This is a genomic window from Streptococcus halichoeri, from assembly GCF_019774635.1.
Taxonomy (GTDB): domain Bacteria; phylum Bacillota; class Bacilli; order Lactobacillales; family Streptococcaceae; genus Streptococcus; species Streptococcus halichoeri.
On sequence record NZ_CP081502.1, the window covers coordinates 1 to 24,989 of the forward strand.

Consider the following 24,989-nt stretch of genomic DNA (forward strand, 5'->3'; position numbering starts at 1 on the left):
TGAGCTTTTAGAAAAAGATAGTTTTATAAAAATTTACTAATTTTAGCTTCCAAAAATATACTATAAGCTAAACATTTACACAAGCAATTGTCCTCTATTTAGATAATTCTACTCTAGTATATTTCTCACGCATCAATATCCAACTTCCTTATCCGCTCAATCACTTGTTCGTAAAACTTACTATCGGTGTTCCTTATAAAATTAGCTATTCCTTCAAGGTGTTCCTTGTAATTTAATTTTCCAAATTTCCCCGTGTATATCAAATGAGATTGTACACCAAATCTTTCACAAAAATGTAACTCTTTCAGTAGTTCTTTTTTAAATTTTCTTGGAATAGAAATAGAATTTGATTTAACAATAACACCTGTCACTACCTTAGGATTAGTCCCTTTAATAATTTTTGTCTTTGACTGATTAACTTCAAAACCATTTTCCTCTAAAAGTGATGAGACCTCGTCTATAATGTCCTTCATTTCTACTATTTCTTCTGAAGCGGAGGAAATTGTGATATCATCCGAATAGCGCGTATACTTTAAATTATATTTTATATATTTCTTGCTTAATAACAGTTCATTTAAAGCATTATCAAATGATGCTAATATGATATTCGATATTATTGGACTAGAAACAAAGCCTTGTCTAACATATCCATGGTAAGTGCAAAGTCGAGCTAAATCACTTGCAACTTGATTGTTATAATTTAGTGAAATAAATATTTCTTTAACCATCTCAAAAGAAATTGAATCAAAAAAATTATGAATATCCATCTTAAGCAAAATACGATTCCCAATATGCAGTTCAGCATTTGTAAAAATCGACCGACTTTTTGTATAAGCATGAGCAAAATCAGAATACATTTGTTCATCCAGAATATTCTTCACAATCCATTTTTGAATAGCTTTTAAATGTTCCGATGGAACTGATATATATATATATATATATATATATATATCAGCTCCCCATTACTTTTTGTTTTTACATAAACTTGATTATTCTTTTTTACAAAATCATTAATATCATTAATGTCTTCTGAATCACTTATTTTAAACAATGATTCAATTTGCTCGGTGCTTGTTATTTCTATCATGATAATTCTCACAAAAAATCATCAACTTCTGTTGATGATCTTGAAGTACTTAAACTTGTAAACAAAATGAGCGAAGCTTAAACTAGCTAGATTTGCAAACGAAGTGAAGCAAATCTAGCCAACTTAAGAATTGCTTTATTAAGTATCACATAAGCATAGCATTTCTGCTATACTTTACTGCAACTTGCAGTAACACTACTTCTATGATATTTTATCATAACTTAGCCTGATAGTACAGATTCATCAATAAAATCACTAGTATTTGGTTTTAACTCAACTTCAGTAATTGTTTTCTTACCTTTTTTGGTCAATTCAATTTTAGAAATATTGTCGTTAAATTTGATAAACTTAGCGTGCTGAAGCCGACTTATTATTTCTGAAGATTCTGTTTTCGATATCTTCAAAATTGCTTCCACTATATTTATTGATTTTTCCCAACTAATCCCATCACTGAAAACTTGTAACAAGACTAGTACCATTAAAGTCACTTTAGGGTTGAAATGCATTAAATCCAATTGAGGTAATTCAATTCCTCTAGATTTTCTAAAATCATATTTATCCAATGTCTTTTGTAAAAGCTCTTCATCTTCACCATTGTATACACTAAATGCATCCGTCCTTGTGAATAGGGGCTTCCATAAGTCCTGCTTTTCCTTCCAAAATAAAGCAATTGTATTATTCGGAGTTTCTAAATATGTCGATACTAATGCTTGTAAACTATATTTGGCATCCTTGATACCAATTTCTCTACTTAAGTTTTGGTAATTACCAGTATAAGTTTTAAAATTTTGCGTATCTGACGGCACTGCGTAACTTATAAATCGGTCGAAAGAGTTTTTATGTAAAAACTCATCTAACTTATCTTTCCCCTCTTTACTAATCTCCAAGAACAAAAATAATATTTTTATATTTAGCTCTCTTATTTTATTTAATTTTGCCAAAATACCATCTGTCCCTAAAAATTTTTCAATCAAAGACGTTCCTATTCCTACAAAATCTTCAAAAATGATTATTTTCTCTAAACTATCAATCCTTTGAATATTATACGATTTCGCTCTTTTTTTTATATCGTAATATAACTCTTCAATAACATAACTTGGTCCTTCTTCAGCTAATAAGTCATGATATGCTTTCATCTCCTCTTTATATCGAATCACATAATCAAATAAATCTACCGTACGTTTTGTAAATGTTTCTGCCTTACTATTTTCTCTAATATTAAACAAGAGAGGGTAAATTATACTGGAGGATTCAGGTCTGCCTTCCTCTTTACTTAAACTAGTAAAAATAAAATAATCTTCACCCACCATTATATCTAGCAAAAATTTTTCAATTCTTTCTCTAGTATAATAGTTATAATTTAATAACATATCCTTGTATTCTTCAAATAAAGATTGATTTTTTCCAAAAAAAATCCCTTGCCGCTCAATTGCTTCAATAACTCCATCTGAAATATTTGTTTCATCTGTTTCACAAGTAATCCTGAGAAATTCATTTCTTATTTCATCTTTGAAATACATTTTATTTAACTCAATTCCCATATTTTCTCATATTGATTCAAAAAATCAATCAATATTATATACGACATGAAATTATAAAAAATTCTTATCTATTATTTGTTCTCTTAAAAACTACTACTTTCCTTCTTTGAACAACTTCTTCCGTTCTTTCATGAACTCAATCAATTCTTCACGGAAGGTTGCTTTTTCTTCATCTGTTAGACCATCTGATGCCATACGGAATAGAACTTCAACATTTGCAAGTTCTTCTTCTTCAATATTGTTATCAAGAAGATTATCAACTGATACATTGAAAATCTTAGCCAACTTTACAAGATTTTCTTGAGTTGGTTTTTTTGTTCCACGCTCCCAGTCCCCATAGGCAGGTTGGGAAATTCCAATTTTTTCAGCGATTTCTTTTTGAGTTAAATTTGCTTGTTTTCTCAATGTTTTCAAGCGTTCCGCAAAATCCATAATTGTTGTCCTTCAAAAAAATTTAAATATTTTTCAAAAAATTGTTGACAAATATAACTAATAGTTATATTATATAAACATATCCAATGGTTATATTTTAGTTAAAAATATAATACCAACAATTTATTGGCACCGTTCATTGATAACTAAATAAAAAGTGCGTCTGACAACCAGAGGACTGACCATCAAACTACACTAAACTTCGTACCTTTATTGTATCTTGTTTGAAAAAGAAAGTCAAGTCCGTTTGTGGTTGAAGTTGAGATAGTAAAATAATTCTAAAGAATTGTGGGCTCACACGCATTTCGGACTTTCGCACTTTTCCGAATAGTAAAGTGAACTGGCTTCGCCAAAGGGCGTAAGAGAATCGTGACAGGCATGATAATGACTACCTGAATGATTGGCTGGAAAAGCGATGGTAATTAACGCAAAGCACCTTGCTAAACGTTGCCACCGTGAAAGATTTATCTAGTTCCTAGATAGGTCTTTCAACCAAATAACCCTTTTTCAAACGGACTACTTCTCTTTGTTTTACAGGAGTAGTCTATGCTCAAGCTACTGGATGTTTCTAGTAGCTTTTATTTTTGCAATAAAGAAAGGAGGCATTTATGACCTCATATTTTGAACAATGCTTAGAGCGTCACTTCCAAAATTATCTTTTCACTCATAAGATGTACGCTCACAATCTAGACCTACAAGCCAGTCTCTTTAGCGCTGCCAAGGGAGAAATTGATATACTCGTCAAGAAATTCAAGGCAACTGGCTATCCGCTTGCTGAATTGACTTACTATAGTCAAATCTACAAAAACAAAATCAATCGCTTTTACTTTGCTCAAGTCAGCCCTGTGATGTACTGATTTTTTATTACCCAAATATAGAAACGGAGAACACTTATGATTCCTGAAACACTTGCTATGAAACCAGAATTTATTGGAACTGCTTATTATGAAAAACTTGGTCATGCCCCACGTACCGTCTTTGGTAAAGAAGGCAAATACCAACGTCATGTCCTGAACAATCAAGAACATGGCTCTTTCCATGTCATTACTCCTGCAACTAACACCGTCTTTGATGAGGACACGCTTGTCAAAGTCGTCAACCCTATCTTCTTCCCAGACCGTGCGGTCAATGGTTCAAACGTAGCCCCTGCCCTTAATGTCTTTGCGGAAAAACTCGAAATCGGTAAATAAGAAAGGAACTCAAAAATTATGGCTAAAACTGGATTGAACTTCGGAGAAAAACTCCAAATTGTTGATAAAAGCTACCGTGTTATCACTGATGCTCTCAAACTCGATGAAGTCTTTGGAAAACTGACCTTCCGCTCTATTGAAGGGACTGAACTAATCTATGAAGCAGACCGTAACCAGCGTAATGAAGACGGCTCCTACGCCCAAGTCCCAACTGGTGAAATTCGTGGTATCACCGTTGGGATTCACTCTGCTAACCAACACGAAACACTCTTCTTCACTATCGTGGATATGTCCGAACAACAGCTCAATGACCTTGGTCTCAATTACCGTGAAGAAGTGGAACTCACTGATATTGTCGTGACCTACTCTGCTATTGGTCGAAATGACAACTATCGTCTCTACGCTTCTGCCATTAAGAAAAAAGGGACTCAAGCTACTCCCAAATCTGAACCAAAAGCAGAAGATAAAAAATGACGCTAGGAGGTAATCATGCACCTCTTTACCTATCGGGGGCTTCGTGTCCATAAATTCTACCGTCATATCAGGGTGATAACAAGTTTTCTCATGTTATTGCCCTTTATGATTGGTAACGCTTTTTACTACTATCCCATCTATGACCTGATTATAGCTGACCCTTTATTTTACCTGCCAAAAATCCTAATGACTACTCTGTCACCTATCGTAATTATACCTATTGTCAATCTCATTCTTTACCAGAAACTCCTCTTCTTTCAGCGCCTTAACTCGCTGAGGATTATGACTAACTTTCTCCTGGAAAATCGGTACTATCTTTCAAAAACAATCAAACGTGATGGCAAAACGATTGAGAAGATTTCTCTCCCCAAAGTTTATGTCAAACGTGGTAAGTATCAGCTGCTTGCTTCCTTTATTCTCGAAGGAAATAAATTCCAAGACCGATTTATCAATCTTGGGGCTAGCCTTGAAGTCATGTATAATGGTGATTTTAGAAATAAGACCTTTGATGAGCGTTTTGTTCAGTATGAAATTACCATCAATCGTATCGCTTCCCGTATTAACGTTTCAGAAGTTGCCATGACTGACCAGGGCATCCGCCTCATGAAAGATGTTTTTTGGGATTATATTGCTGAGCCACACTTGCTGATTGGTGGGGGAACCGGTGGCGGTAAAACGGTAATCCTCATGACCATTGTCTTAGCTCTGGCAAAGATTGGTTTTATAGACCTGTGCGATCCGAAGAACGCAGACTTATCAGGTCTTAAAAATGTTCCCGTCTTCAAAGGGCGAGTCTTCATATCCAAAGAAGACATCATCACTTGTCTTAAAGATAATGTCACTAAAATGGAAAATCGCTACGAGGCCATGCAAAATCACCCTGACTACAAGATAGGGAAGAACTTTGCCCAGTATGGACTAAAGCCCAAATTCATTGTCATTGACGAGTGGGCAGCCTTCATCGCTAAAATTGAAAATGACTACCGCCTGCAAGCAGAAGCTACGGAATACTTGACCCAGATAGTTCTAGAAGGACGCCAAGCTGGAGTATTCGTTATTCAAGCTATGCAACGTCCTGATGGTAAGTATATCAAGACTGCTCTTCGGGATAACTTCATGAAACGGCTCTCTGTCGGGCACCTGGAAGACACGGGTTACAACATGATGTTTGGCGATGCCAACCGCAATAAAGAGTTCAAAAAGCTGGATAAAATCAACGGTAAAAAGGTTCACGGACGTGGTTACATTGCTAATAATGGTGAGCTGGCTGGTGAGTTCTTCTCTCCCTACGTTTCCTTTAACAAAGGCTTTTCTTTTGAGGAGGAATTTATGAAATTGCCTGTCCTAGAAGATGAGCAACTTGTCACACACACGGGCACCGTGGAAGATGTGGAACCTATTGAAGAAGACTACGAACCAATGGAGGATGATGTCATGGAGGTCTTGGAAGAAAGACGCTCGCTGACAGATTTTGCCAAAGAAAATGACCTGACAGTCAAGACACTCCGCAAAATCATCTACCTCATGGATGAGCGAGGCGTTCCTTTTGACAAAGAGGATAACTCGCTTGTTGTGACACCTTTTCAAGAACAGTTACTTCTTGAAACCTTGGCACTCTTTGAAGAGGAAGGACGGAAGTCTTATCCAAAGGCGGTTGAAAGCTGTCTCGCAAATCATGGGTTAGGACAAGAGCAAGGGTAAGCCTGACAGCGTCAGGCGCAGACCGTAGCTCGCAGTTCCTACCGCCCATGATTGTGATTCAACCCCCGATTTCTAATAGGGGGGTAACATTTGTCAAAATGACAACGTCCAACCCCCACCACGCCAATGGTACCAAGGTTTTCAAAGATTTGCCAAGTGTGTCACTTTCGTTAAAAAACTGTGTCACTCACCAGAAAGGAGGTTTACCCTATGAATGGATAAGCTAAGCCCACTAAATCTCAAGAAATTCCGAAAACAAACAGGGATGACTCAGAAACAATTTGCGGAGTCTGTTGGGATTTCTACTCGTACCTATCGTAGCTATGAAGATGGATCGCGCGGTTTAAGCCTAGAAAAATTCGGTCAATTCAAAGCGGAACTTGGCTATCACAAAGATAGTACCGATGATCTGATTGATGTTCATATCGACTACCTCCGCATGACCTTCATGTCAATCCGTGACCTATCCTACTTCTGTCAGACCTATCTTCACTGCTCCTTCACCGAATTCAAAGAGTTTGAAACCAGGCTCCTGAATTACACAAGGCTCTGGAAGCGAGGCAATATTTGGTTATTTGATTTTTTTGACAAAATCGAAACAGGAAATTACCAAGTGACCTTACAATTCTCTGGTCAAGGGTGCCGTGAAATGGAACTTGTCCTAGACAGTATCGACATGAGCTGGCAAGAATTTCTTCAAGCCCTGCTCTTTGACCTCACAGATAGCCGAGTAACACGACTAGACATTGCCATGGATGAACGCTATCTGGGACATGACAGAGAGGACGAACAATTTCTTCTCTCTGATATGATTGCCAAGGTCTATAAAGACGAGGTGAGTTTTAAGAACATCAGAACCTGGAATCACATTGGTGGTGGCAACCTAAGAAATCTGGATGAGGTGGAAGGTAGCCAAGGTATCTCCCTTTATTTTGGAAGTCGCCAAAGCAATCTCTACTTCAACTTCTATGAAAAACGTTACGAACTCGCCAAAAGTGAAAAAATCTCCGTGGAAGAATCCCTGGAGATTTTTGGTATCTGGAACCGTTACGAGTTGCGTTTCGCTCAAGAAAAAGCTCAGCTGGCTATTGAAGAATACGTTAGCGGTGTTGACCTGGCAGAAATCGCCCGTGGCGTTATCAATCATGAAATGCAGGTTTACGATGGCACCAATAAATTCGGTGCTTTTGTCCCTGACCAGAAATGGCAACGCATATTTGGTGGTACTGAGCCCTTGAAACTCAGGATGAAACCTGAACCTTACTCCATCGGTAGGACGATAAAATGGCTCATGTACCAAGTCGCCAATTCGCTCAAACTGGTGGAAGAAGCTGACAAAATCATGGAGACTGACTTTATTAAGATGATTCAGGAAAACGGCGAAATTACAGATAGAGCTGAAAGCATTCTTCAATACCTGCAAGCATCCTATAACCTAAAGAAAAAGGAGGATGAGACAATCAATTGACAAAAACAAAAGAAAGGTATACACTCGGTGTATACCAAACACATAGGAGAAAAAACATGACAGTAGTTAAAACACGACAAATCGGTAATTCTCTAAGTATCACAATCCCAAAAGAATTTGAAATTCCACAAGGTCAAGAATACAATGTCTATAAGGGCAGCGATGGGACACTCATCTTTAGCCCAAGCAAAGAAAACCTCTTGGAAGAAGCTACTGATGAGCTTATCCGTGAAAAAATGATTGATGAGCTTGGTGCTATCATTGATAAAAACATGGCAGAAATCGAAGCGGGTAACTACGTCACCATTGAAGAAATGGAGGCGGAGCTACTTGGATAGATACACTGTCAATATCCCACAAACGATTTTTGACCAAATCAAAAGCATCAAAAACTATATTCAAGATGTTTTGTTGAGTCCTGATGCTGCTTTGAAAACCAGTCAACTTCTCCTCGAAGGCATTAAAAGCCTTCAAACATTTCCTGAACGTGGGTTTGATGCGGATGAAAAAGTTGGAAGACAAATTTCTAAACAATACAAAACATTTGGCATCGTGATTGCTAACCACAAATACCTGCTTTTCTATAACATCAATACGGAAGATAAAATTGTGTACGTTACTCACCTACTTCCTGTGAAAAGTGATTACGCTAAATTGTTTTTGTGAAGCACTCCAAGGTAACTGAATTCAGTTGCCTTTTTTTGATACCCAAATTTTAAGGAGGTCATCATGGAATACAAAGTTGAACTCTCAAGCATCGACAATTTCAAGGCTTGGTCAGGTGCTAGAGAAACCCTAGACACAGTCCGTGAACGTGGCGGAATTGACCAACTCACTAGCCTCTGTGAAGATGTCTTCTCAGGAAGGACACCGACAGAAGGACAAATCAATGATTGGCTATGGTTTGATGATGATTACATTTACCAAGCTCTTGGCTATCATGACCTAATCGAAGAGTGATAAGGAGGTACCTATGACCCATGCTTGTCAAAAAAATCTACGAAGGCATCACCTGCTTTCCTGAAACTAATGAATTCTGGAATCTCTATATCGTACTCATGAAAGAAAAGGATTTTTTCTTTGATGCCTTTGCTCGCGAAACCGTTGACCTCGACTCTCCCGCCAAATATCAACACGCCTACTTTACCACTGATGGTCAAGTCTTAGACTTTAATCGAAATATGGACACCAAACTGGTCACTCTCTTTCGACAATTCATCTTAGACCAACAAGAACAATTTATGGAGGAAATTATCATGGCAAAACAATCACTCATTGAAAAGAAAATCAAAGCTGCTTCCCTTGAACTGGGCGAGCTTATGAAAGCTCACAAAGACAAGGAAGCCTGGACAAAAGCTGGCGAACTCAATCACCTGCTCAAGAATGAAGAAGCAGAAAAGCTCCCAGCTGACCTTCTCGAAAAAATCCGCCTAGAACTCCGTGGTTACTACTACGTCAACGGAGAAATCAATAAGCTCCACAAACAGCTCTATGCCAAAGGCAACAAGTTGATTGAACTGGTTAGCGCCTGATAAGGAGGGATTATGAATAAACTCAAAACACTCATCCAAAATGTCACTCACTACCTATCTCGTTTCAAGAAACAAGATAAGAAGCGTGGCTCACCAAAACTTATCAAAACGACACGGAAAAACGTGAATATCCTAGTCCTCACTGGATTGGGATTTTTAACTTTCATCGGAGCCACTGGTTCCCTGCGTGCTATCACTCTCTCAAGTAAAGTCACCTCACTTGAAAAGGAGGTCAAGAACGCTCAATCCTCTCAAGTCGTTACCACATCAACTGACACCGATTACCGCTTGACCTATTATCTCAACGACTTTGTCGCAGCCTACTTCTCTTTTTCTGATAAAGCCGAAGAACAAGAAGCCCAAATCAAAAGGCTCAATGGTTTTTATGACGTTGAACCTGAGATTAAATCACAAGGACATAAACGAACTCCTATGTCTCTGGTTTCAGCTAGATTATTGTTGCTGACGGATAACACAGCTACTTATCAAGTGACCTATAAGCAGAAAGTCGGCGATAAGGAAGAAGAAATCACCACAGGGTTTAATATCCCTTACGCTACCAAAAACGACGCCTACTATGTATCAGGGCTCCCTTGGTATTCTAGCCTGACCGACAATCAAGCCAAAGGCTTTGATAAAGAATCTGCGCTCAGTCTGACCGCTTCTGACAATCTCCCAGAAAAGACACACAAGAAAGTCAAAAAGTTCCTCAATGTCTTCTTTACTAACTACACCACAGACCAGGACAATCTGGACTTGGTCGGTAAAGACTTAGCTGTCCTTCAAAACACAACTTTCAAGTCACTGGACTACGTCTATCTGACGGAAGACGGTGATACCATTACCGCTTATGTCCATGTCACCTTTGAAGTCGCTGGCAATACTCGCTCAGAGAATTTCACCTTGACGCTCACGCCTAAAGGAAATTCCTACTATGTGACTAAAGTAGCTCACACCATTCCAAAAGATTATGCAAAACATGAAGGAGACTAACATCTATGAACACTAGCTCACTACAACAATTTCTCCAAGGTGATGGCGCTTGGATTATAACGGCTGTGGCAATCCTGCTAGCCATCAAGGCTTGGAAAAACAGCTCCTGGTTCCAACTCTTTTCCGTTATCGGATTTTGGGGAGTCATTATATCCATGACCAAAGGGCAACAGATTCTCTCTGTCATTGGTTGGTTCCTACGCCTCTTTGGTATTGAAACGGGGCTCTGATATGAACAACAAGAAAGAACCACTCTATGACTACGCTAGGGGGCTAAACGCTCCTTACTGGATTCAGGAAATCAAGACACAAAAAGGGGCACGTATTTGGTACTTTGCAACACCGATGCAGCTGTCCTTTTTTGTTGTCTTCATTCTCGTCTTTGTCGTCATGCTTTTGGGACTTTCTTTCATCCTTGTCCCACTTGCTAAAATCACACACTCTATCTCTATGCTACTTTACGCTTACGTTCCCTATAAACTCGCCAAATTCTACACAGAGTATGAACCGCACGGAAAGAAAATGCACATCTTTCTAGCGGATTACTTCCGCTACCTCTATGAATTTCGCTGGAACAAGAAAGCTATCTATCACGATGAACGAGTGGAAACTTATGACGATGAAGACATTGTCTTTGAACAGACTCACCTTTAGAAAGGAGGCACTATGGCACTAAAACTACAATACCCCATTAAAGCCACACACGAAAACTTAGCTTTTCGGAAAGACAAGCAAGTCATGGCTTACTATCGTATTCCAAACACACCCATCACCATCACGGATGATGAGAAAAAAGGAAAGCATAAAATCACAGTCAGCCAGATACTCAAAAAGTTGGCTAAAAACCAATACTTTGACATCTCCCTCATCCCAAAAGATTATCTCCTAGAAGAAAAGATGCGTGATTTCATGGATGTCCTCTCGCCAAATAATCAATCACTTGGTGAAGACTTGTTGCTCTACACGGTCGATAAGCTGACAAATGAAATGGAAATCCCTTATCAGTTTGACTGGCTGGTTAGTGTCCGTCTTAGAAAACACGACAAGGGAGCTAGTCTCGCAGACCTAGCCTATGAGCGCCTCTCTGAGATTTCAGAGACCCTAGCTAACGGGCTAGGCTTTGAACTAGAAGAAGAAAAGCCCTGGTATGAAGACTATCTTGCCGATGAACAAGTCATTTACCAAGTGCTTTCAACGCTACGCTGTCGCCGTCTGACAGATGACGAACTCTTCTACTACCAACGGATGCAATACCTCCGCTACATTCCCCACCTTAAGAAAGAAGTGATTGCTAACCGCTCTCTTTTCAATGTCACAGACACCTTGATTAAAAGCATGAACGGAGGCTTTCTCAAACTGGAAAGTCCCTACGGCCATTCCTTCGTGACCATTCTTCCTGTCGGGAAATTCAACACCATCTTCAATGGTTTCCACTTGGGCGAATTTGTCCAACGCCTCAACTTTCCCGTGGAACTACGCTTCAAGGCAGAGTTCATTGACCGCAATAAAATCAAAGGTAAAATGGGACGCTCCAACACTCGCTACAAGAACATCATGGAAGAAGCCGAGAATACCGATACCGTCCAACAAGACGAGATTATCATGGGCTCCTTCTCCCTGAAAGACCTGATGAAGAAAGTCGGAAACAAAGAGGAAATCATCGAATACGGGGCTTATCTCATCGTATCTGGTTCTTCCCTCAGTCAACTTAGAAGTCGCCGTCAAGTCGTTCTCAACTACTTTGATGATATGGGCGTTGAAATCAGTGAAGCAAGTCACGATACGCCTTATCTCTTCCAAGCACTCCTTTACGGTCAAGACTTGCAAAAGAAAACACGAACGTGGACACACATGGTCACCAGTCGTGGCTTTGCGGAACTCATGCCCTTTACCAATACCTCTGCTGGTAACCGTATTGGCTGGTACATCGGACGAGTGGATAACTGGACAGGACGTTGGGACAACATCGAAAAAGCCATCAACGCTTCCAAAAACATAGTCCTCTTTAATGCGACTGTCGGTAATAAAGAAGACATTGCTGGGAAAATCACCAAGAACCCACACATCATCATTACGGGTGCCACAGGTCAAGGGAAATCCTTCCTCGCTCAGATTATCTTCTTATCCGTTGCCCTTCAAAACGTGAAGACACTCTACATTGACCCTAAACGTGAACTGCGTCACCACTATCATGAAATCATCAACAGCCCTGAATTTGCCCACCTCTATCCAGAACGTAAAAAACAAATTGAAGCCTTCAACTTTGTCACTCTCGATAGCTCACTTGCTTCCAATCACGGGGTACTTGACCCTGTTGTCGTTCTCGATAAAGAACAAGCCGTTGAAGTCGCTAAGAATATGCTGGAATTCTTGCTCCAAGCGGTTGACAACGTCACCATGGATCAGAAGACAGCTATTACCGAAACCATCAACGACATTGTCGATAAGAGACAAGCTGGTCAAACCGTTGGCTTTAAGCACGTTCTGGAAGCCCTCAAAGGCAGTGACAATGACCAAATCGCCTCAGTTGGTCGCTACCTCACTTCCATTGTGACCAATTCTATCTTGGAACTCGCCTTCTCTGATGGAACGACTCAAGGGCTCAATTATGAGTCACAAGTCACTGTTCTTGAAGTTGCCAACCTGAAATTACCAAAGACAGATGCCTCAAAGATTTCAGACCACGAGCGAAACTCTATCGCTCTTATGTTTGCTCTTGGTGCTTTCTGTACCCACTTTGGTGAACGTGACGAAAGCGAAGATACCATTGAGTTCTTTGACGAAGCCTGGATTCTCATGAAGTCTGCCGAAGGTCAAGCCGTTATCAAGAATATGCGCCGTATCGGTCGCTCAAAAAACAACACTTTGGCACTCATCACACAATCTGTCCATGATGCTGAAAATGATGATGACACAACAGGATTTGGGACTATCTTTGCCTTCTACGAAAAATCAGAACGAGAAGATATTCTCAAGCACGTCAATCTGGAACCAACAGAAAGCAACCTGGAATGGATTGACAACATGATTTCAGGGCAATGCCTCTACTATGACGTCTATGGCAATCTCAACATGATTTCTATTCACAACATCTTTGAAGATATTGACATGCTCCTAAAACCAATGAAAGCAACGGTATCATCTAGCCTCGAAAATAAATATGCTAGCTAGAAAGGAGGGCTCACATGCAAGAAGCCTTTGAGAAACTAAAAGGCGTGGACATCTTCGCCTTAAAATCCTACCTGGAAAAGACGTCAAAAATTGAGACCTCCATTATCGTGGCTATGAATGAGATTTTCGTCAATCTCTTTTTCTTTCTCCTCAATCTTGTAGTAGGTTTCTTCTCCCTCATGATTCGTATCATGGAAAACATTGACCTCTACGACTCTTATAAAACCTACGTCTATAACGCTGCCAAATCTATCTGGCAGGGACTAACGGGTTCAACTTCTGGCGGTTTATCAAGTGGTTCCCTAGTTTCCATGCTTCTGACCATCGGAGCCTTTTACCTCTTCTACCAGTATTTCTTCTCTCGTGGAAACTTCATGCGAAAAGTCCTCCATGTGCTTCTCGTCGTCCTACTAGGCTTTGGTTACTTCGGAACAGTAGCTTCTACCTCTGGCGGTCTCTACATCCTTGATACTGTTGATAATCTTGCGAACACTGTCACCGATAAGATTTCAAATATCTCCGTTTCTTATGGTGAAGAAAAGTCAATCAAGGTCGGGAAATCAATGGCTGATAGCTATATCGCACAAACTTCCTACACTGCCTACGTCTTTGTGAATACGGGTCAAGAAAACGGGAAATACGTCAATAGCCAAACAGGTGAGGAAGAAGCCTTTGAGGATTCTAAAGTCCTAGGAAGCGTGGATGACTCAGGGAAATTTGTAGCGGTTAAAAACAAAGATAGAAAAGACAATCTGGATAAGCTAGGAGATAAGGCAGATGATGGAAAAGAAAAGAACCGCTGGGTATCTGCGGTTTGGGATTATCTTTTCATCAAGACCTTCTACGTTATCTTCAAAATTGTTGAAGCTATCGTTATTGCGGTTCCAATTATCCTGGTTCAACTCCTGAATCTCATTGCTCAGCTATTAGTCCTGGTCATGATTCTGTTGTTCCCAATCGCTCTACTCATTTCCTTTGTCCCTGCCATGCAAGACACCATCTTCGGAATTTTCAAGGTCATGTTTGGTGGGTTGGTTTTCCCAACGATTACGACACTCATCACACTCATCATTTTCTACATTGAAAAAGTCATTGAAACCTTGATTACTTCTGGGTTTGATGGTGTCATCGAATCTTTCCCATCTTTGGGAACATTCGCACTCCTCTTCAAACTCATCCTATCAGTCGTTGCTAAAGCTGCCGTCTATTATTTCCTCTGGATTTATAAAGGGGAAGTCATTGAAACCTTGATTACTTCTGGGTTTGATGGTGTCATCGAATCTTTCCCATCTTTGGGAACATTCGCACTCCTCTTCAAACTCATCCTATCAGTCGTTGCTAAAGCTGCCGTCTATTATTTCCTCTGGATTTATAAAGGGGAACTCATTGAATTTATCATGGGCTCACGGGCACGCATCAAGATGGAAGACATTGGAAACCAAGTGGAAAACAAAGTTAGTCAGGGTAAAGAACTCATCCAACAGATGCCGTCACGTAGCTTTGAAGCTGCTCAAAACCTAGGTAACTTTGCCATGGCTGGCACTGGTTTTGTGGCTGGAAGTGCTATGAATGCTTCTTCCCACATTAAGGAAGCGGGTAATTTCTTTAGACGGTCAAGACCAAACCCTGAACCCGTTGAAGAACCAAGCGTTCCAACAGAACCACCTACCGAGCAACCCGCACCAACACCTGACCAACTGACGCCAACCTCCTCTGAATCAAACATTCCGAAACAAAAGGCGCCAACAAATAGCCCTTCTCTGGAAAAACAACCAACCCCTGAAAATATCCCAAGTCAGCCGACAACTCCTCCATCACCAGAAATGGAATTCCAAGAACTCAAGGAGCAATGGGTATCACCACGTAAGCAACGGAAAATGGAACGCTTGGAAAAAGAACTCAGTAACTATGATGATGCTGGTGCCATGTATCAAGCACAAGGGTCAAATGCCTTCACCAGAAGTTCCCGTAAGACTTTAACCAGAGACGATAAAATCAAAGCCAATATCGAACGAAAAAACCGTCTCACTCAAGAACTCAATAGATTGCGAGGTGAACAAAATGGACGCTATTAGGATATATGCCAGAAATCAACTTCAACTCGTTCTTGAAAAGTACATTTACCAAGCCTATGAAAATGACCTCAAAGCTATCAAGGTAACTGTCTTTTATCCTGTTGATGACCAAGAAGCAAAACGTATTATCGAACTCTGCCGGGATATCCCTGCTGTCCTAGATGCCAAATGGCTCTTTGGGACAGTTATCTTCAAAGTCTATCTCAAACACTAAAGGAGGTGATAGGGACACATGAAAAAACTATTCAAACTGAGTCTGCTCTCTTCGCTTCTGTTGCCCCTATTACTTGTCATCATTTGTGCCGCTGCGATTGCTGTTGACTCGTCTAACACATTAAGTAATGGCGGTTCAACTGGGAAGCGAACGACACTAACAGCTAAAGAGGTAGCTCAGAAAGCATCAATCACAGAAGAACGGGCAGAGGATGTCATCAAAATCCTCAATTACCAACTCTCCCAAGAAGGTTTTACTCTAGCAGGGTCAACAGGTAGTTTAGCAGTTGCAGAACGTGAGTCAGGCTTTGACCCTAAAGCTATCAACACTGGCGGTGGGGTAGCTGGTTACTTCCAATGGTCAGGTTGGTCTAATACCGTCAATGGTGACCGCTGGGCTCAAGCTTCAAGCCGAATACTTGATGCGGATGTTGAGCTTCAACTCATGTCAACAGAGTTAAAAGGTGCCTACAAAAAAGTCAAAACAGAGATGCAAAAAGCAGCTGACCCTGGGGATGCTGCTTTGTATTGGTCTGAACATTATGAAGGTGTTGCCCTCTCAGACAGTCAGACCAAGGCTGAGAAACTACAGACGGACGCTGACAAGTGGTTTAAGGTGTTTGACGGAACAATAACCTCAGACTCCTCTGGCGCTTTCTCAGGCGATACAGGGCTTGTTACTGGCACGCTAACTTCTACCTTTAACTTGCCCCAAGAATACCTTGGAAAGCTCAAATATGGAGCTCCTACTGAAAATTCTGTCACGACTCAAGGGAATAACACCTATCCAGCTGGACAATGTACCTGGTATGTATGTAACCGCCTGATTGAGACAGGCATCTGTACCGACTCAGCTATCTACAACTACAACGGGAATGGTCAAGATTGGGTGGCTAGTCTTGTCTCTCGTGGCTGGAAACAAGTATCAGAGCCTCAAGTTGGCGCTGTTATGTCCGTTCAAGGTGGCTACGGAGGCACCTATGCAGAATACGGTCACGTGGCATTTGTCGAAGCCGTCAACCAAGACGGAACCTTCCTCATCTCCGAATGTAATGTCGGTGGTGTTCAAAACAAACCACACTATGCTGTGCTCACCAATCAAAGCTATTACAGCTTTGCGGTTGCACAATAGCTTTTACGAATTTTTACGATTCTTTATAGTTTTTACGATTATGATTTAAGATTTGTTTAGGATGACTCAGCTATACTGTATCCATCCTAAATAACTTTTCTTTTTCATAATCTCCTTGGAAGCAAGCTCATAAATGGGCTTGTTTTCGTTTTTATTAAATACTACGTATAGGAGGAAATGACCATGCAAGTTATTTTAGCAGAAGAACAAACTCTTGAAATCCAACACATGATTGGAGAGTTAATCAAATCCGAAGTTAAAAATGCAAGAGAATCAGTTGGTGCTGATTCTCCTTTTTTAAATAAACGACAAGCCTGTGATTATTTAGGGATTTCTAATAACACTCTTGACCTATGGATTTCTATGGGCTTACCATATATCAAAATTGGTAAATCCATACGATTCAATAAGGAAAGCGTCAATCATTGGATGGCAAGACTTGAAATCTCTGCCTAGAAAGGAATACCTATGTCAATAAAGAAAACTAAAAATGGTACCTATCAGCTTAGGGTTTATATTCCAGAAGACACCCAAGCAAAACTTGGACTAGGTAAGTTATATGAGAAACGATTTAAGACAAGACGTGAGGCTAAAGAAGCTGAATTAAAGCTATCTGTAGACATTGAGAAAGCTAGACACAATAAACACTTTCAACAACCTCTCAAAAAAGAAGATATTCTCTTTTCTCATTTCTATGAGGAGGTCTGGCTTGAGCCCTATAAAGCCGGGCAAACAACTAATACGAATAAGCCTCCTACAGCAGCAACAATCTTTCAAACCGAAAATCTCTTTAGACTACATATCTTACCAATTCTAGGTAAATACTCTTTGAGTCATCTCAACGAAAACAAACAACTGGTTATGTCATTACTGACACCGAAAGCAAATAGCTATGCAAATTTCAAGGCTCTCCGTGGATACATTAACTCTGTTTTTGACTGGGCGGAAGAGCTGGAATACATCCCAGTCAATCGACTACACAAAACGATTAGTCGCATTAAAGCAACTAAAAAACAAATACTAAAAGAGAGTAAACGTGAAGAAGACTTAGCGTTAGATGAAGATGAATTGCTCTTTTGGTTGCAGGCCTTTGACGATGATTTAGAAAAAGGTCTTTTAGAATTCAAGGATTATGTCCTATTCTATACTACTTTTTTTCTGTCCGATAGAAAGTCTGAATCTTATGCTCTTCAATGGAAGCATATAAACTTCAAAAACAACGAAATCCTAATCGAAAATGCCTTAGACCGCTTTGGAAATGTGAAAGCAACAAAGGGAGGTAAGCGCACATTATTCAATGCTCCTACTGAACTGATGGAATTATTGCAAAAATGGAAAGATTTGCAACGGGAAGAACTAAAACAATTTGGTATCAAGCAAACAAAGAATCAGTTTGTATTTACCTACAACGATAGACAAAACAATATAAACGTTGTCTTGCATATTGATTACCTCAATTATCGCATGAACTCTATTAAAAGACGACATCCTGAATTAGCTCCTGCAACGCCACATAAACTTAGGCATACTGGAGCCACACTAGCCAAAAAAGCAGGTCGCTCACTAGAAGAGATTTCGGAGGCATTGACCCATAGCGACCAGTCAATCACGAAAACTTATATCAATACCACGAGTACCGTTTCCCAGACAGCTGGAGAGACTGCATATAGGCACCTCAAAAAGTAAAGGTGGGAATATGGTGGAAATTTTGGTGGAAACTTTTGATTTTTGAGTAAAAAAAGACACCCAAGATAAAAATCTTGAATGTCTTGAAACGTTGATATATCGCAGATAATTAACGTTTTGAGAATTGTGAAGCTTTACGAGCTTTCTTAAGACCAGGTTTTTTACGTTCAACCATACGTGCGTCACGTGTAAGAAGGCCAGCGCGTTTCAATGAATCGCGGAAGTCTGGATCAACTTGGAGAAGCGCACGCGCGATACCATGACGAATCGCACCTGATTGTCCGCCGTAACCACCACCTACAACATTAACAAATACATCGTATGAACCTTCAGTTGAGGTAACTGCAAATGGTTGGTTAATAACAAGGCGTAAGTCAGCATGTGGAATGTATTCTTCAACATCCTTGTTGTTTACTGTGATTTTACCAGTACCTGGAACCAAACGAACGCGTGCTACAGCGTTTTTACGACGGCCAGTACCTGCATATTGTGCTTGTGCCATTATTTAATGCTCCTTTCCTCTTAGATAAGTCCTGAAATGTCAAGTACTTCTGGTTGTTGTGCTGCATGTGTATGCTCTGAACCAACGAAGACTTTTAATTTCATGCCTTGTGCACGTCCAAGAGTGTTGTGTGGAAGCATGCCTTTAACTGATTTTTCAATCAAGCGAACTGCGTTTTTAGAGCGTAATTCACCTGCTGAGATTGATTTCAATCCACCTGGATACATAGAGTGAGTGTAGTAGATTTTATCACTTGCTTTTTTACCAGTTAATTTAACTTTTTCAGCATTGATAACAATGACAAAATCACCTGTGTCAGTGTGTGGTGTAAAAGTTGGTTTGTTTTTTCCGCGAAGTACGCTAGCAACTACTGCAGAAAGACGCCCAAGTGGTACATCAGTGGCGTCAACAATGTACCATTTACGTTCAACTTGGCCTGGCTTAGCCATGAAAGTTGTTTTGTTCATGATTTCTCCTATACGAATTCGTAATATTTGTTTACAGTAATGGTGGGTGTTCCGTCCCACGCAAAGATATTTGGAAGGTTCCGGGGCCTTACAAATGGGGTAAACAATACCGTCTTTTATCATACCAAAATATAGCTATTAAAGTCAAGTTTTTTAGACTTATTTTTCACGTTTAGCACTTGCTTGCAAGTTGTCAAGTCAAGTGCAACCAGTTCATAGATAACTAGAGTTCCAGAGGTTAAGCTGTTCGGGATAGCTCAAACAGGAATTTTGAGGATTGATATTGAAGAAGTCGTCTTGGGCGCTCATTGATGGCAGTAATATAACTGTCAAGTTCTTCAGAGGTTAGTGGATTAAGTAAGACTCCTTTAGGGACATATTCTCTGAGGAGGCCATTGAAGTTCTCGTTTGTTCCTCTCTCGTGTGAAGAATAGGGATGGCAAAGTAAACGTCAACAGCTTCTAAGTTTGAGAGTAAGCTAAACTCAGAACCATTATCCGCTGTGATGGATGCAATAGGATACTGGCTGATGAGATGCGTGACAGCACAGTTAATGGTTTGGGACTGCTTGTCTTCTAGCTTAACTCCTAGTGCATAGCGTGTCTGGCGCTCTACCAAAGTCAACATAACAGCTTCACCTTTGGTTTTCTTGCCGAGAACCAAATCAATCTCCCAATGCCCAAATTCAGAACGATCATTGATATATTCTGGACGTTCTTCGATAGATTTACCTAAAGTCTTCTTATTCGTCTTCATGACTTTCTTAGAACGTTTTCTGATACTAACCATCTTAGGCAAATCGATTGGTTTAATAGCTAACACCCCCCTCTTTGATATAACGATAAATCGTTTTGGTAGAGGGGACGACTTCTTCAGGGTGGTTCACTTTGTAAGTCTGAACAAAACTATCTACACTATGGAGACGAATGTTAGCCGTCAAGGCAGATTCTAATTGTTCAATGAACCTAGCGGAGCAGTCATTCAACTTGAGATAAGAACTCTTTTGACGATTGGTTTCATAGACACGTTGCCCACTATCAGCGAAATAGGTGTTGAAGAAGGTTTGTTTTCCGTTCTTATCCTTTACCTGATCTACTGAACCACGTTTTATTTCTCGGCAGATTGTAGAACGGTGACGACCCAGGAGTCGAGCAATCTCAACGGGTTTCTTTCCCATTTTGAGATAAGCAGCAATTTCACCCCGTTCTGTGGCTGAAAGATGAGAATAGGATGATTTTCTGGTAGAATTAATGTTGGACATGTTCATCTGCTTTCCATACTGAATTGGGGAATTCTAGTATATCAGACGAACATGTCTTTTTTGTTGCACTTCATTTTACAACGCGGGTTTAGCACTTGCTGCTACTTTCCAAAATAAATTCTCTTTTATCTTTCAAACCAATATCATCATTAAGTCTGAGATATTTCTGTCAAAAGTATGCCCGACTCATTACCCCCACTTCGAAATGTAACCTGAAAAACCTGCACACTAGATTGCTCGTTTGTCGTCTTTAGAGCTCAAACAGTTGATGAAAGTCAAGTCACAGAGGGCTCTGCTTTCTAGTTGCTGTAGTGGGTAGAGCACCACCACAACGCAGCGCAGAGGGAGGGGCAGGAATTATCAAGCTCTTATTCTAATGCTAAGCTACAAGCAACCAAACAAACTAATCACAGACATTAAGCGGGACTGATTTGAGCTTTTTAAGCCTCGGAGCCTTAAAAACCAAACTCTTCATCACTTTGACTATAACAAAAGAGAAGACAAACCTTGTCTCCCCTCGCTTGCTTTAGCTATCAATCATCCTCTACAAGTCAACAATAAGCCGAGCCGATAATCAGCCAAAACTAAAAACAGGTAAACTTAGCCAAACAAACTAAAGAATCGGCGCCTGCTGCCACAACCGATACCAAAACCAAAAACAGCGAAATGTCGCCTCAAACGAGCCCTCGCTGTTTTTGATTTATTGTATTACAGTCCTAACCTAACACTAACTTCTGCTAGATTAGAACTGCAACCAAGTTAGCGGAATGACTGAGAACCTATTGATTGTCTTCTACCTCCTCGTCCTCTTCTTCATCTTCCTCTTCATCATCCTCATCTTCTTCATTGATATCAACTTCTTCTAGATCATCTTCTGGAATGATTTCATTTAATTCAGAGTCATACGATTCAACCTCTGACTTTTCATCGTCAGGATCTTCTTCATCGTACTCAACTTCCGCTGATTTTTCTGTGAAATCTTCATCTTCTGGATCATCGTCGTTATAATCAATTGCATCTTCGTCACCATCCATAAAAGCGTTGACCCGATGGTTTTTACGTTTTGAGCCGCCATCTTCTTCATCTTCAAGCGTAATGATTTCCTCATCAATTTCATCAATCGCATACCAAGAACGAAGGCCCCATTTATTATCACCTAATGGAATAAAGCTTCCATCAGTATTTAAGTCTGTATAGAAAAACGGAAGCGCTTGACGAATATCCGCGTCAGATTTTCCTAAATAGGTTTGAATATCATTGACAAGATCACTAAAATACATTTCGTTGTCACGGCCACGTTGTTCTAAAATAGCACGTGCCACCTCAATCATGGATAGTTCACTTTTTTCTTGTCCCGCAAATACGTCTAATTTCAAGGCTATTCTCCTTATTATATCATTCCCTACTATTTTACGCTAATTTTATTATTTCGTCAAAATATTTATTGCTTGCGTTCTCAAAGGCACGATTTGTATGGCCTGTAAACTATTTGAGGGTAGTTTAAGGCAAGTGGTCGCTTTTTAATCCATTTTTACCATTCACTCACCCATCACAAGCATTTCGTTTGCTAAGTAAAAAAGCTGAAATGATTGATTTCAGCTTTGCGTAACTCGCTAAAGGATGTCTATTTTGGTATTTTGCCGACTAAAAATGGATAACTTAACATTTAGTACAAGAATAAACCAAATTGTTTCCCTCTTGATCCCAGCTTTTCATTTACCCATTACATCGGACCATACAACCTTATTTTACAGTTGCTGTCTCTGTAATAACTTCTACAGCTTTTTTCATAGCAATGTCATGCTTCAACATATCTTCTGATAATAATGAACGTACCTGTTCAACTGGTAAATTGTACTCCGCAGCAAGGTCGTTGACTTCATTTTCAATATCTTCTTTAGAAACTTCAAAGCCTTCTGCCTTAGCAATAGCTTCAATAATAAGGTTCGTTTTCACCCGATTATCTGCTTGCCCTTCGTGTTGCTTGTGAAGATCTTCTTCTGTAGTACCAGTTAATTGGTAGTACATTTCTGGAGAAATACCTTGACGTTGCATGTTCCCCATAAATTCATTCATTGAACGATGAACTTCTTCATGAATCATTTCTTCAGGTAACTCAACAATTTCTGCGTTGGCAACAGCTAATTCAATTGCTGCGCTTTCAACTGCATCATCATAAGCAATTTCTTTTTCAGCTTCTAGATCTTTACGATACTTCGCTTTCAAATCTGCTAAAGTTTCAACTTCTTCATCAATATCTTTTGCGAGTTCGTCATCCAATTCTGGAACTTCTTTAGCTTTTACTTCATGAATTGTTGTTACAAATAGCGCTGCTTTACCAGCTAGATCTTCTGCCTGATAATCTTCTGGGAAGGTTACCTCAACATTTACAGTGTCACCGGCTTTTGAACCAACCAACTGTTCTTCAAAGCCAGGAATGAATTGACCAGAACCTAATTCAAGAGAGAAATTCTCACCCTTACCACCGTCAAATTCCACACCATCAACTGAGCCAACAAAGTCAATAACAACAGTATCCCCTTCAGCTGCTGCATCTTCTTTGACAACAAGTTCAGCTAGATTTTGACGTTCATGTTCTACTTTAGCATCTACTTCTTCGTCTGTAACTTCTTTAGTTGCTTCAACTTCAACCACTAAGTTTTTATAATCACCTAATTTAACTTCAGGTTTTGTAACAACTTCAGCTGTAATTTCCCAGTCCTTGCCCTTCTCCATTGAGGCAACATCAATTTTAGGTTGAGCAACAATATCTAAATCAAGCTCAGAAACCGCAGCTTCATACGCATCAGGTAAGATAATATTTAAAGCGTCTTCATAAAGCACTTCTTCACCAAACTTTTGATTGAAAAGGGGACGAGGAATATGACCTTTACGGAATCCTGGAACATTAATATCTTTTTTGACTTTGTTAAAAGCTTGATCAAGAGCTGGTTTAATTTTTTCTTGATCGATTGTAAATGTAATAACACCACGGTTGGTGGCTTTTTCTTCAAATGATGTAGACATGAAGTCATTTCTCCTTAAAATAATTTAGATACAGTTCATTCTATCATAATCAGACACTATTTAAAAGTCTTTTGTGTATTATTCCCCAGTCATAGTAGGCTTTGCTTGGATTTCATGTGCCTTCCTCTGGTTTATTTTTAGAGTAATTTTTGTTACACTACTGAAGGAAAGGATTAAATATGACTTTTATCTTGAACTATTTTAACAAGCTTAAACTTGAAAATATACTCCTTACTCTCTTAGAAAAAGCAGTCTCACTAGTACTTCTTTTAATTTTCTTTTCCCTATTAAAAAGCGTTGTTAATTACCTTTTTGAAAAGGCAGTTGAAAAATCCCTCCCTTTTTCAAGGCAAACAGCTGCACGCAGGAAGACACTCTCAAAATTACTCTATAATCTGATTAATTATGTTTTATATTTTTTATTAATTTATTGGGTATTAAGTCTACTCTCTATACCAGTTTCAAGTCTACTAGCTGGAGCCGGAATTGCTGGAGTTGCTATTGGTTTAGGTGCACAGGGCTTCTTGTCAGATGTTATCAACGGATTTTTTATTCTCTTTGAAAATCAATTTGAAGTGGGTGATACCGTTACATTAGCAGACATCAATGGAACCATTATTAGTGTAGGAATCAGAACAACACAGGTTAAAGGGTTTGATGGCACCTTGCATTATATCCCAAATCGTAACATCACAATTGTCAGTAATCTCTCTCGAGGCGACATGCGCGCACTGATTGAAATTCCACTCTATGCCACGACTGACTTAAACCTCGTCACTAAAATTATTGAAGACGTCAATCAAAAAGAAGTTGCAAACCACCCCGAGATTATTGGTCAGCCAAATATTATGGGACCTCAGCTAAATGCAAACGGTCAATTTTCATTTCGTATTACCATCTATACCAAAAATGGCCAACAATACCTGATTTACCACACCTTCTACCGCCTTTACCAAGAAGCTATTTTGAATGCAGGAATTCCCTTACCAACTACAACTAACCTTACACCTCAAGTATAGAGCTCCTTTTCTGTGGAA

At 39.7% G+C, this 24,989-nt stretch carries 26 protein-coding genes and 1 pseudogene; 19 read left to right on the forward strand and 8 right to left on the reverse strand.

Annotated features, from left to right (window positions below; translation table 11 throughout):
• Window positions 1-125 precede the first annotated feature (125 nt).
• From K5J94_RS00005 to K5J94_RS00015, 3 genes are all read right to left on the reverse strand, one after another.
• The gene (locus tag K5J94_RS00005) at window positions 126-950 is read right to left on the reverse strand and encodes a reverse transcriptase family protein (RefSeq protein WP_221913712.1); all 825 of its coding nucleotides are present in this window, start codon (window positions 948-950) and stop codon (window positions 126-128) included.
• Window positions 951-1,308: 358 nt separating this feature from the next.
• A complete protein-coding gene (locus K5J94_RS00010) occupies window positions 1,309-2,628 on the reverse strand; it encodes a phosphoribosyltransferase-like protein (RefSeq protein ID WP_221913044.1) in 1,320 nt (439 codons plus the stop codon).
• A 93-nt stretch (window positions 2,629-2,721) separates the two neighbouring features.
• A complete protein-coding gene (locus tag K5J94_RS00015; protein WP_221913047.1) occupies window positions 2,722-3,060 on the reverse strand; it encodes a helix-turn-helix domain-containing protein in 339 nt (112 codons plus the stop codon).
• A gap of 608 nt (window positions 3,061-3,668) precedes the next feature.
• On the opposite strand from K5J94_RS00015, the gene K5J94_RS00020 reads away from it, so the two are divergent.
• From K5J94_RS00020 to K5J94_RS00105, 18 genes are all read left to right on the forward strand, one after another.
• Window positions 3,669-3,917 (forward strand): hypothetical protein, encoded by a 249-nt coding sequence (locus K5J94_RS00020; protein ID WP_221913048.1) that lies wholly within the window; start codon window positions 3,669-3,671, stop codon window positions 3,915-3,917.
• Between the two features lie 36 nt (window positions 3,918-3,953).
• Window positions 3,954-4,250: a cytoplasmic protein gene (locus tag K5J94_RS00025; RefSeq protein ID WP_221913050.1), complete on the forward strand. Its 297-nt coding sequence runs from the start codon at window positions 3,954-3,956 to the stop codon at window positions 4,248-4,250.
• 18 nt (window positions 4,251-4,268) lie between these two features.
• The gene (locus K5J94_RS00030; RefSeq protein WP_221913052.1) at window positions 4,269-4,724 is read left to right on the forward strand and encodes a conjugal transfer protein; all 456 of its coding nucleotides are present in this window, start codon (window positions 4,269-4,271) and stop codon (window positions 4,722-4,724) included.
• Between the two features lie 15 nt (window positions 4,725-4,739).
• Window positions 4,740-6,425 (forward strand): FtsK/SpoIIIE domain-containing protein, encoded by a 1,686-nt coding sequence (locus K5J94_RS00035; protein ID WP_221913054.1) that lies wholly within the window; start codon window positions 4,740-4,742, stop codon window positions 6,423-6,425.
• A 214-nt stretch (window positions 6,426-6,639) separates the two neighbouring features.
• Window positions 6,640-7,893 (forward strand): replication initiation factor domain-containing protein, encoded by a 1,254-nt coding sequence (locus K5J94_RS00040; RefSeq protein ID WP_221913056.1) that lies wholly within the window; start codon window positions 6,640-6,642, stop codon window positions 7,891-7,893.
• A gap of 56 nt (window positions 7,894-7,949) precedes the next feature.
• Window positions 7,950-8,231 (forward strand): type II toxin-antitoxin system PemI/MazE family antitoxin, encoded by a 282-nt coding sequence (gene mazE / locus K5J94_RS00045; RefSeq protein WP_221913058.1) that lies wholly within the window; start codon window positions 7,950-7,952, stop codon window positions 8,229-8,231.
• Window positions 8,224-8,559 (forward strand): type II toxin-antitoxin system RelE/ParE family toxin, encoded by a 336-nt coding sequence (locus K5J94_RS00050; RefSeq protein ID WP_227874721.1) that lies wholly within the window; start codon window positions 8,224-8,226, stop codon window positions 8,557-8,559. Before mazE ends, K5J94_RS00050 begins: the two co-directional genes overlap by 8 nt.
• A 63-nt stretch (window positions 8,560-8,622) precedes the next feature.
• Window positions 8,623-8,853: a hypothetical protein gene (locus K5J94_RS00055; protein WP_221913062.1), complete on the forward strand. Its 231-nt coding sequence runs from the start codon at window positions 8,623-8,625 to the stop codon at window positions 8,851-8,853.
• A 20-nt stretch (window positions 8,854-8,873) separates the two neighbouring features.
• Window positions 8,874-9,425 (forward strand): conjugal transfer protein, encoded by a 552-nt coding sequence (locus K5J94_RS00060; protein ID WP_221913065.1) that lies wholly within the window; start codon window positions 8,874-8,876, stop codon window positions 9,423-9,425.
• Between the two features lie 12 nt (window positions 9,426-9,437).
• On the forward strand, window positions 9,438-10,418 hold the full coding sequence (locus tag K5J94_RS00065; protein ID WP_221913067.1) for a conjugal transfer protein: 981 nt from the start codon (window positions 9,438-9,440) through the stop codon (window positions 10,416-10,418).
• A gap of 5 nt (window positions 10,419-10,423) precedes the next feature.
• Window positions 10,424-10,648 carry a hypothetical protein gene (locus tag K5J94_RS00070; RefSeq protein WP_221913070.1) on the forward strand — a complete coding sequence of 75 codons (225 nt, stop codon included), beginning with the start codon at window positions 10,424-10,426 and terminating at the stop codon, window positions 10,646-10,648.
• A gap of 1 nt (window position 10,649) precedes the next feature.
• The gene (locus tag K5J94_RS00075) at window positions 10,650-11,072 is read left to right on the forward strand and encodes a conjugal transfer protein (protein WP_221913071.1); all 423 of its coding nucleotides are present in this window, start codon (window positions 10,650-10,652) and stop codon (window positions 11,070-11,072) included.
• 12 nt (window positions 11,073-11,084) lie between these two features.
• Window positions 11,085-13,589: an ATP-binding protein gene (locus K5J94_RS00080; protein WP_221913074.1), complete on the forward strand. Its 2,505-nt coding sequence runs from the start codon at window positions 11,085-11,087 to the stop codon at window positions 13,587-13,589.
• Between the two features lie 14 nt (window positions 13,590-13,603).
• Window positions 13,604-15,664 carry a conjugal transfer protein gene (locus tag K5J94_RS00085; RefSeq protein ID WP_221913075.1) on the forward strand — a complete coding sequence of 687 codons (2,061 nt, stop codon included), beginning with the start codon at window positions 13,604-13,606 and terminating at the stop codon, window positions 15,662-15,664.
• Complete coding sequence (locus K5J94_RS00090) at window positions 15,651-15,878, forward strand: hypothetical protein (protein ID WP_221913077.1); 228 nt, start codon at window positions 15,651-15,653, stop codon at window positions 15,876-15,878. The genes K5J94_RS00085 and K5J94_RS00090 overlap by 14 nt, the downstream gene beginning before the upstream one ends.
• Before the next feature lie 18 nt (window positions 15,879-15,896).
• Window positions 15,897-17,009 carry a phage tail tip lysozyme gene (locus tag K5J94_RS00095; RefSeq protein ID WP_221913079.1) on the forward strand — a complete coding sequence of 371 codons (1,113 nt, stop codon included), beginning with the start codon at window positions 15,897-15,899 and terminating at the stop codon, window positions 17,007-17,009.
• A gap of 183 nt (window positions 17,010-17,192) precedes the next feature.
• A complete protein-coding gene (locus tag K5J94_RS00100; RefSeq protein ID WP_003103297.1) occupies window positions 17,193-17,465 on the forward strand; it encodes a helix-turn-helix domain-containing protein in 273 nt (90 codons plus the stop codon).
• 12 nt (window positions 17,466-17,477) lie between these two features.
• On the forward strand, window positions 17,478-18,695 hold the full coding sequence (locus K5J94_RS00105) for a tyrosine-type recombinase/integrase (protein WP_221913081.1): 1,218 nt from the start codon (window positions 17,478-17,480) through the stop codon (window positions 18,693-18,695).
• A 109-nt stretch (window positions 18,696-18,804) separates the two neighbouring features.
• On the opposite strand, the gene rpsI is transcribed toward K5J94_RS00105, so the two are convergent.
• From rpsI to tig, 5 genes and pseudogenes are all read right to left on the reverse strand, one after another.
• A complete protein-coding gene (gene rpsI, locus K5J94_RS00110; protein WP_159544813.1) occupies window positions 18,805-19,197 on the reverse strand; it encodes a 30S ribosomal protein S9 in 393 nt (130 codons plus the stop codon).
• Window positions 19,198-19,217: 20 nt separating this feature from the next.
• Window positions 19,218-19,664, reverse strand: a complete 447-nt coding sequence (rplM, locus tag K5J94_RS00115) for a 50S ribosomal protein L13 (RefSeq protein ID WP_159544815.1) — start codon at window positions 19,662-19,664, stop codon at window positions 19,218-19,220.
• 238 nt (window positions 19,665-19,902) lie between these two features.
• Window positions 19,903-20,925 (reverse strand): annotated as a pseudogene (locus tag K5J94_RS00120) (IS30 family transposase).
• A gap of 779 nt (window positions 20,926-21,704) precedes the next feature.
• Window positions 21,705-22,301, reverse strand: coding sequence for a DNA-directed RNA polymerase subunit delta (gene rpoE / locus K5J94_RS00125; protein WP_221913083.1), 597 nt, complete (start codon window positions 22,299-22,301; stop codon window positions 21,705-21,707).
• Window positions 22,302-22,668: 367 nt separating this feature from the next.
• Entirely contained in the window at window positions 22,669-23,952 is a 1,284-nt protein-coding gene (tig, locus tag K5J94_RS00130; RefSeq protein ID WP_159561777.1) for a trigger factor, read from the reverse strand.
• A 179-nt stretch (window positions 23,953-24,131) separates the two neighbouring features.
• Here tig and K5J94_RS00135 point away from each other — a divergent pair, with 179 nt between their 5' ends.
• Window positions 24,132-24,971, forward strand: a complete 840-nt coding sequence (locus K5J94_RS00135; protein WP_159565080.1) for a mechanosensitive ion channel family protein — start codon at window positions 24,132-24,134, stop codon at window positions 24,969-24,971.
• The last annotated feature ends 18 nt before the right edge of the window (window positions 24,972-24,989 follow it).

Bases quoted from the DNA above. Each gene is read 5' to 3' on its own strand.
- rpsI (WP_159544813.1), bottom strand. From the start codon at position 19,197: ATGGCACAAGCACAATATGCAGGTACTGGCCGTCGTAAAAACGCTGTA.
- K5J94_RS00070 (WP_221913070.1), top strand. From the start codon at position 10,424: ATGAACACTAGCTCACTACAACAATTTCTCCAAGGTGATGGCGCTTGG.
- K5J94_RS00090 (WP_221913077.1), top strand. From the start codon at position 15,651: ATGGACGCTATTAGGATATATGCCAGAAATCAACTTCAACTCGTTCTT.
- K5J94_RS00010 (WP_221913044.1), bottom strand. From the start codon at position 2,628: ATGGGAATTGAGTTAAATAAAATGTATTTCAAAGATGAAATAAGAAAT.
- rplM (WP_159544815.1), bottom strand. From the start codon at position 19,664: ATGAACAAAACAACTTTCATGGCTAAGCCAGGCCAAGTTGAACGTAAA.
- K5J94_RS00020 (WP_221913048.1), top strand. From the start codon at position 3,669: ATGACCTCATATTTTGAACAATGCTTAGAGCGTCACTTCCAAAATTAT.
- K5J94_RS00095 (WP_221913079.1), top strand. From the start codon at position 15,897: ATGAAAAAACTATTCAAACTGAGTCTGCTCTCTTCGCTTCTGTTGCCC.
- K5J94_RS00085 (WP_221913075.1), top strand. From the start codon at position 13,604: ATGCAAGAAGCCTTTGAGAAACTAAAAGGCGTGGACATCTTCGCCTTA.
- K5J94_RS00055 (WP_221913062.1), top strand. From the start codon at position 8,623: ATGGAATACAAAGTTGAACTCTCAAGCATCGACAATTTCAAGGCTTGG.
- mazE (WP_221913058.1), top strand. From the start codon at position 7,950: ATGACAGTAGTTAAAACACGACAAATCGGTAATTCTCTAAGTATCACA.
- K5J94_RS00025 (WP_221913050.1), top strand. From the start codon at position 3,954: ATGATTCCTGAAACACTTGCTATGAAACCAGAATTTATTGGAACTGCT.
- K5J94_RS00060 (WP_221913065.1), top strand. From the start codon at position 8,874: ATGCTTGTCAAAAAAATCTACGAAGGCATCACCTGCTTTCCTGAAACT.
- K5J94_RS00080 (WP_221913074.1), top strand. From the start codon at position 11,085: ATGGCACTAAAACTACAATACCCCATTAAAGCCACACACGAAAACTTA.
- K5J94_RS00105 (WP_221913081.1), top strand. From the start codon at position 17,478: ATGTCAATAAAGAAAACTAAAAATGGTACCTATCAGCTTAGGGTTTAT.
- K5J94_RS00015 (WP_221913047.1), bottom strand. From the start codon at position 3,060: ATGGATTTTGCGGAACGCTTGAAAACATTGAGAAAACAAGCAAATTTA.
- K5J94_RS00135 (WP_159565080.1), top strand. From the start codon at position 24,132: ATGACTTTTATCTTGAACTATTTTAACAAGCTTAAACTTGAAAATATA.
- K5J94_RS00100 (WP_003103297.1), top strand. From the start codon at position 17,193: ATGCAAGTTATTTTAGCAGAAGAACAAACTCTTGAAATCCAACACATG.
- K5J94_RS00065 (WP_221913067.1), top strand. From the start codon at position 9,438: ATGAATAAACTCAAAACACTCATCCAAAATGTCACTCACTACCTATCT.
- K5J94_RS00035 (WP_221913054.1), top strand. From the start codon at position 4,740: ATGCACCTCTTTACCTATCGGGGGCTTCGTGTCCATAAATTCTACCGT.
- K5J94_RS00075 (WP_221913071.1), top strand. From the start codon at position 10,650: ATGAACAACAAGAAAGAACCACTCTATGACTACGCTAGGGGGCTAAAC.
- tig (WP_159561777.1), bottom strand. From the start codon at position 23,952: ATGTCTACATCATTTGAAGAAAAAGCCACCAACCGTGGTGTTATTACA.
- K5J94_RS00030 (WP_221913052.1), top strand. From the start codon at position 4,269: ATGGCTAAAACTGGATTGAACTTCGGAGAAAAACTCCAAATTGTTGAT.
- K5J94_RS00040 (WP_221913056.1), top strand. From the start codon at position 6,640: ATGGATAAGCTAAGCCCACTAAATCTCAAGAAATTCCGAAAACAAACA.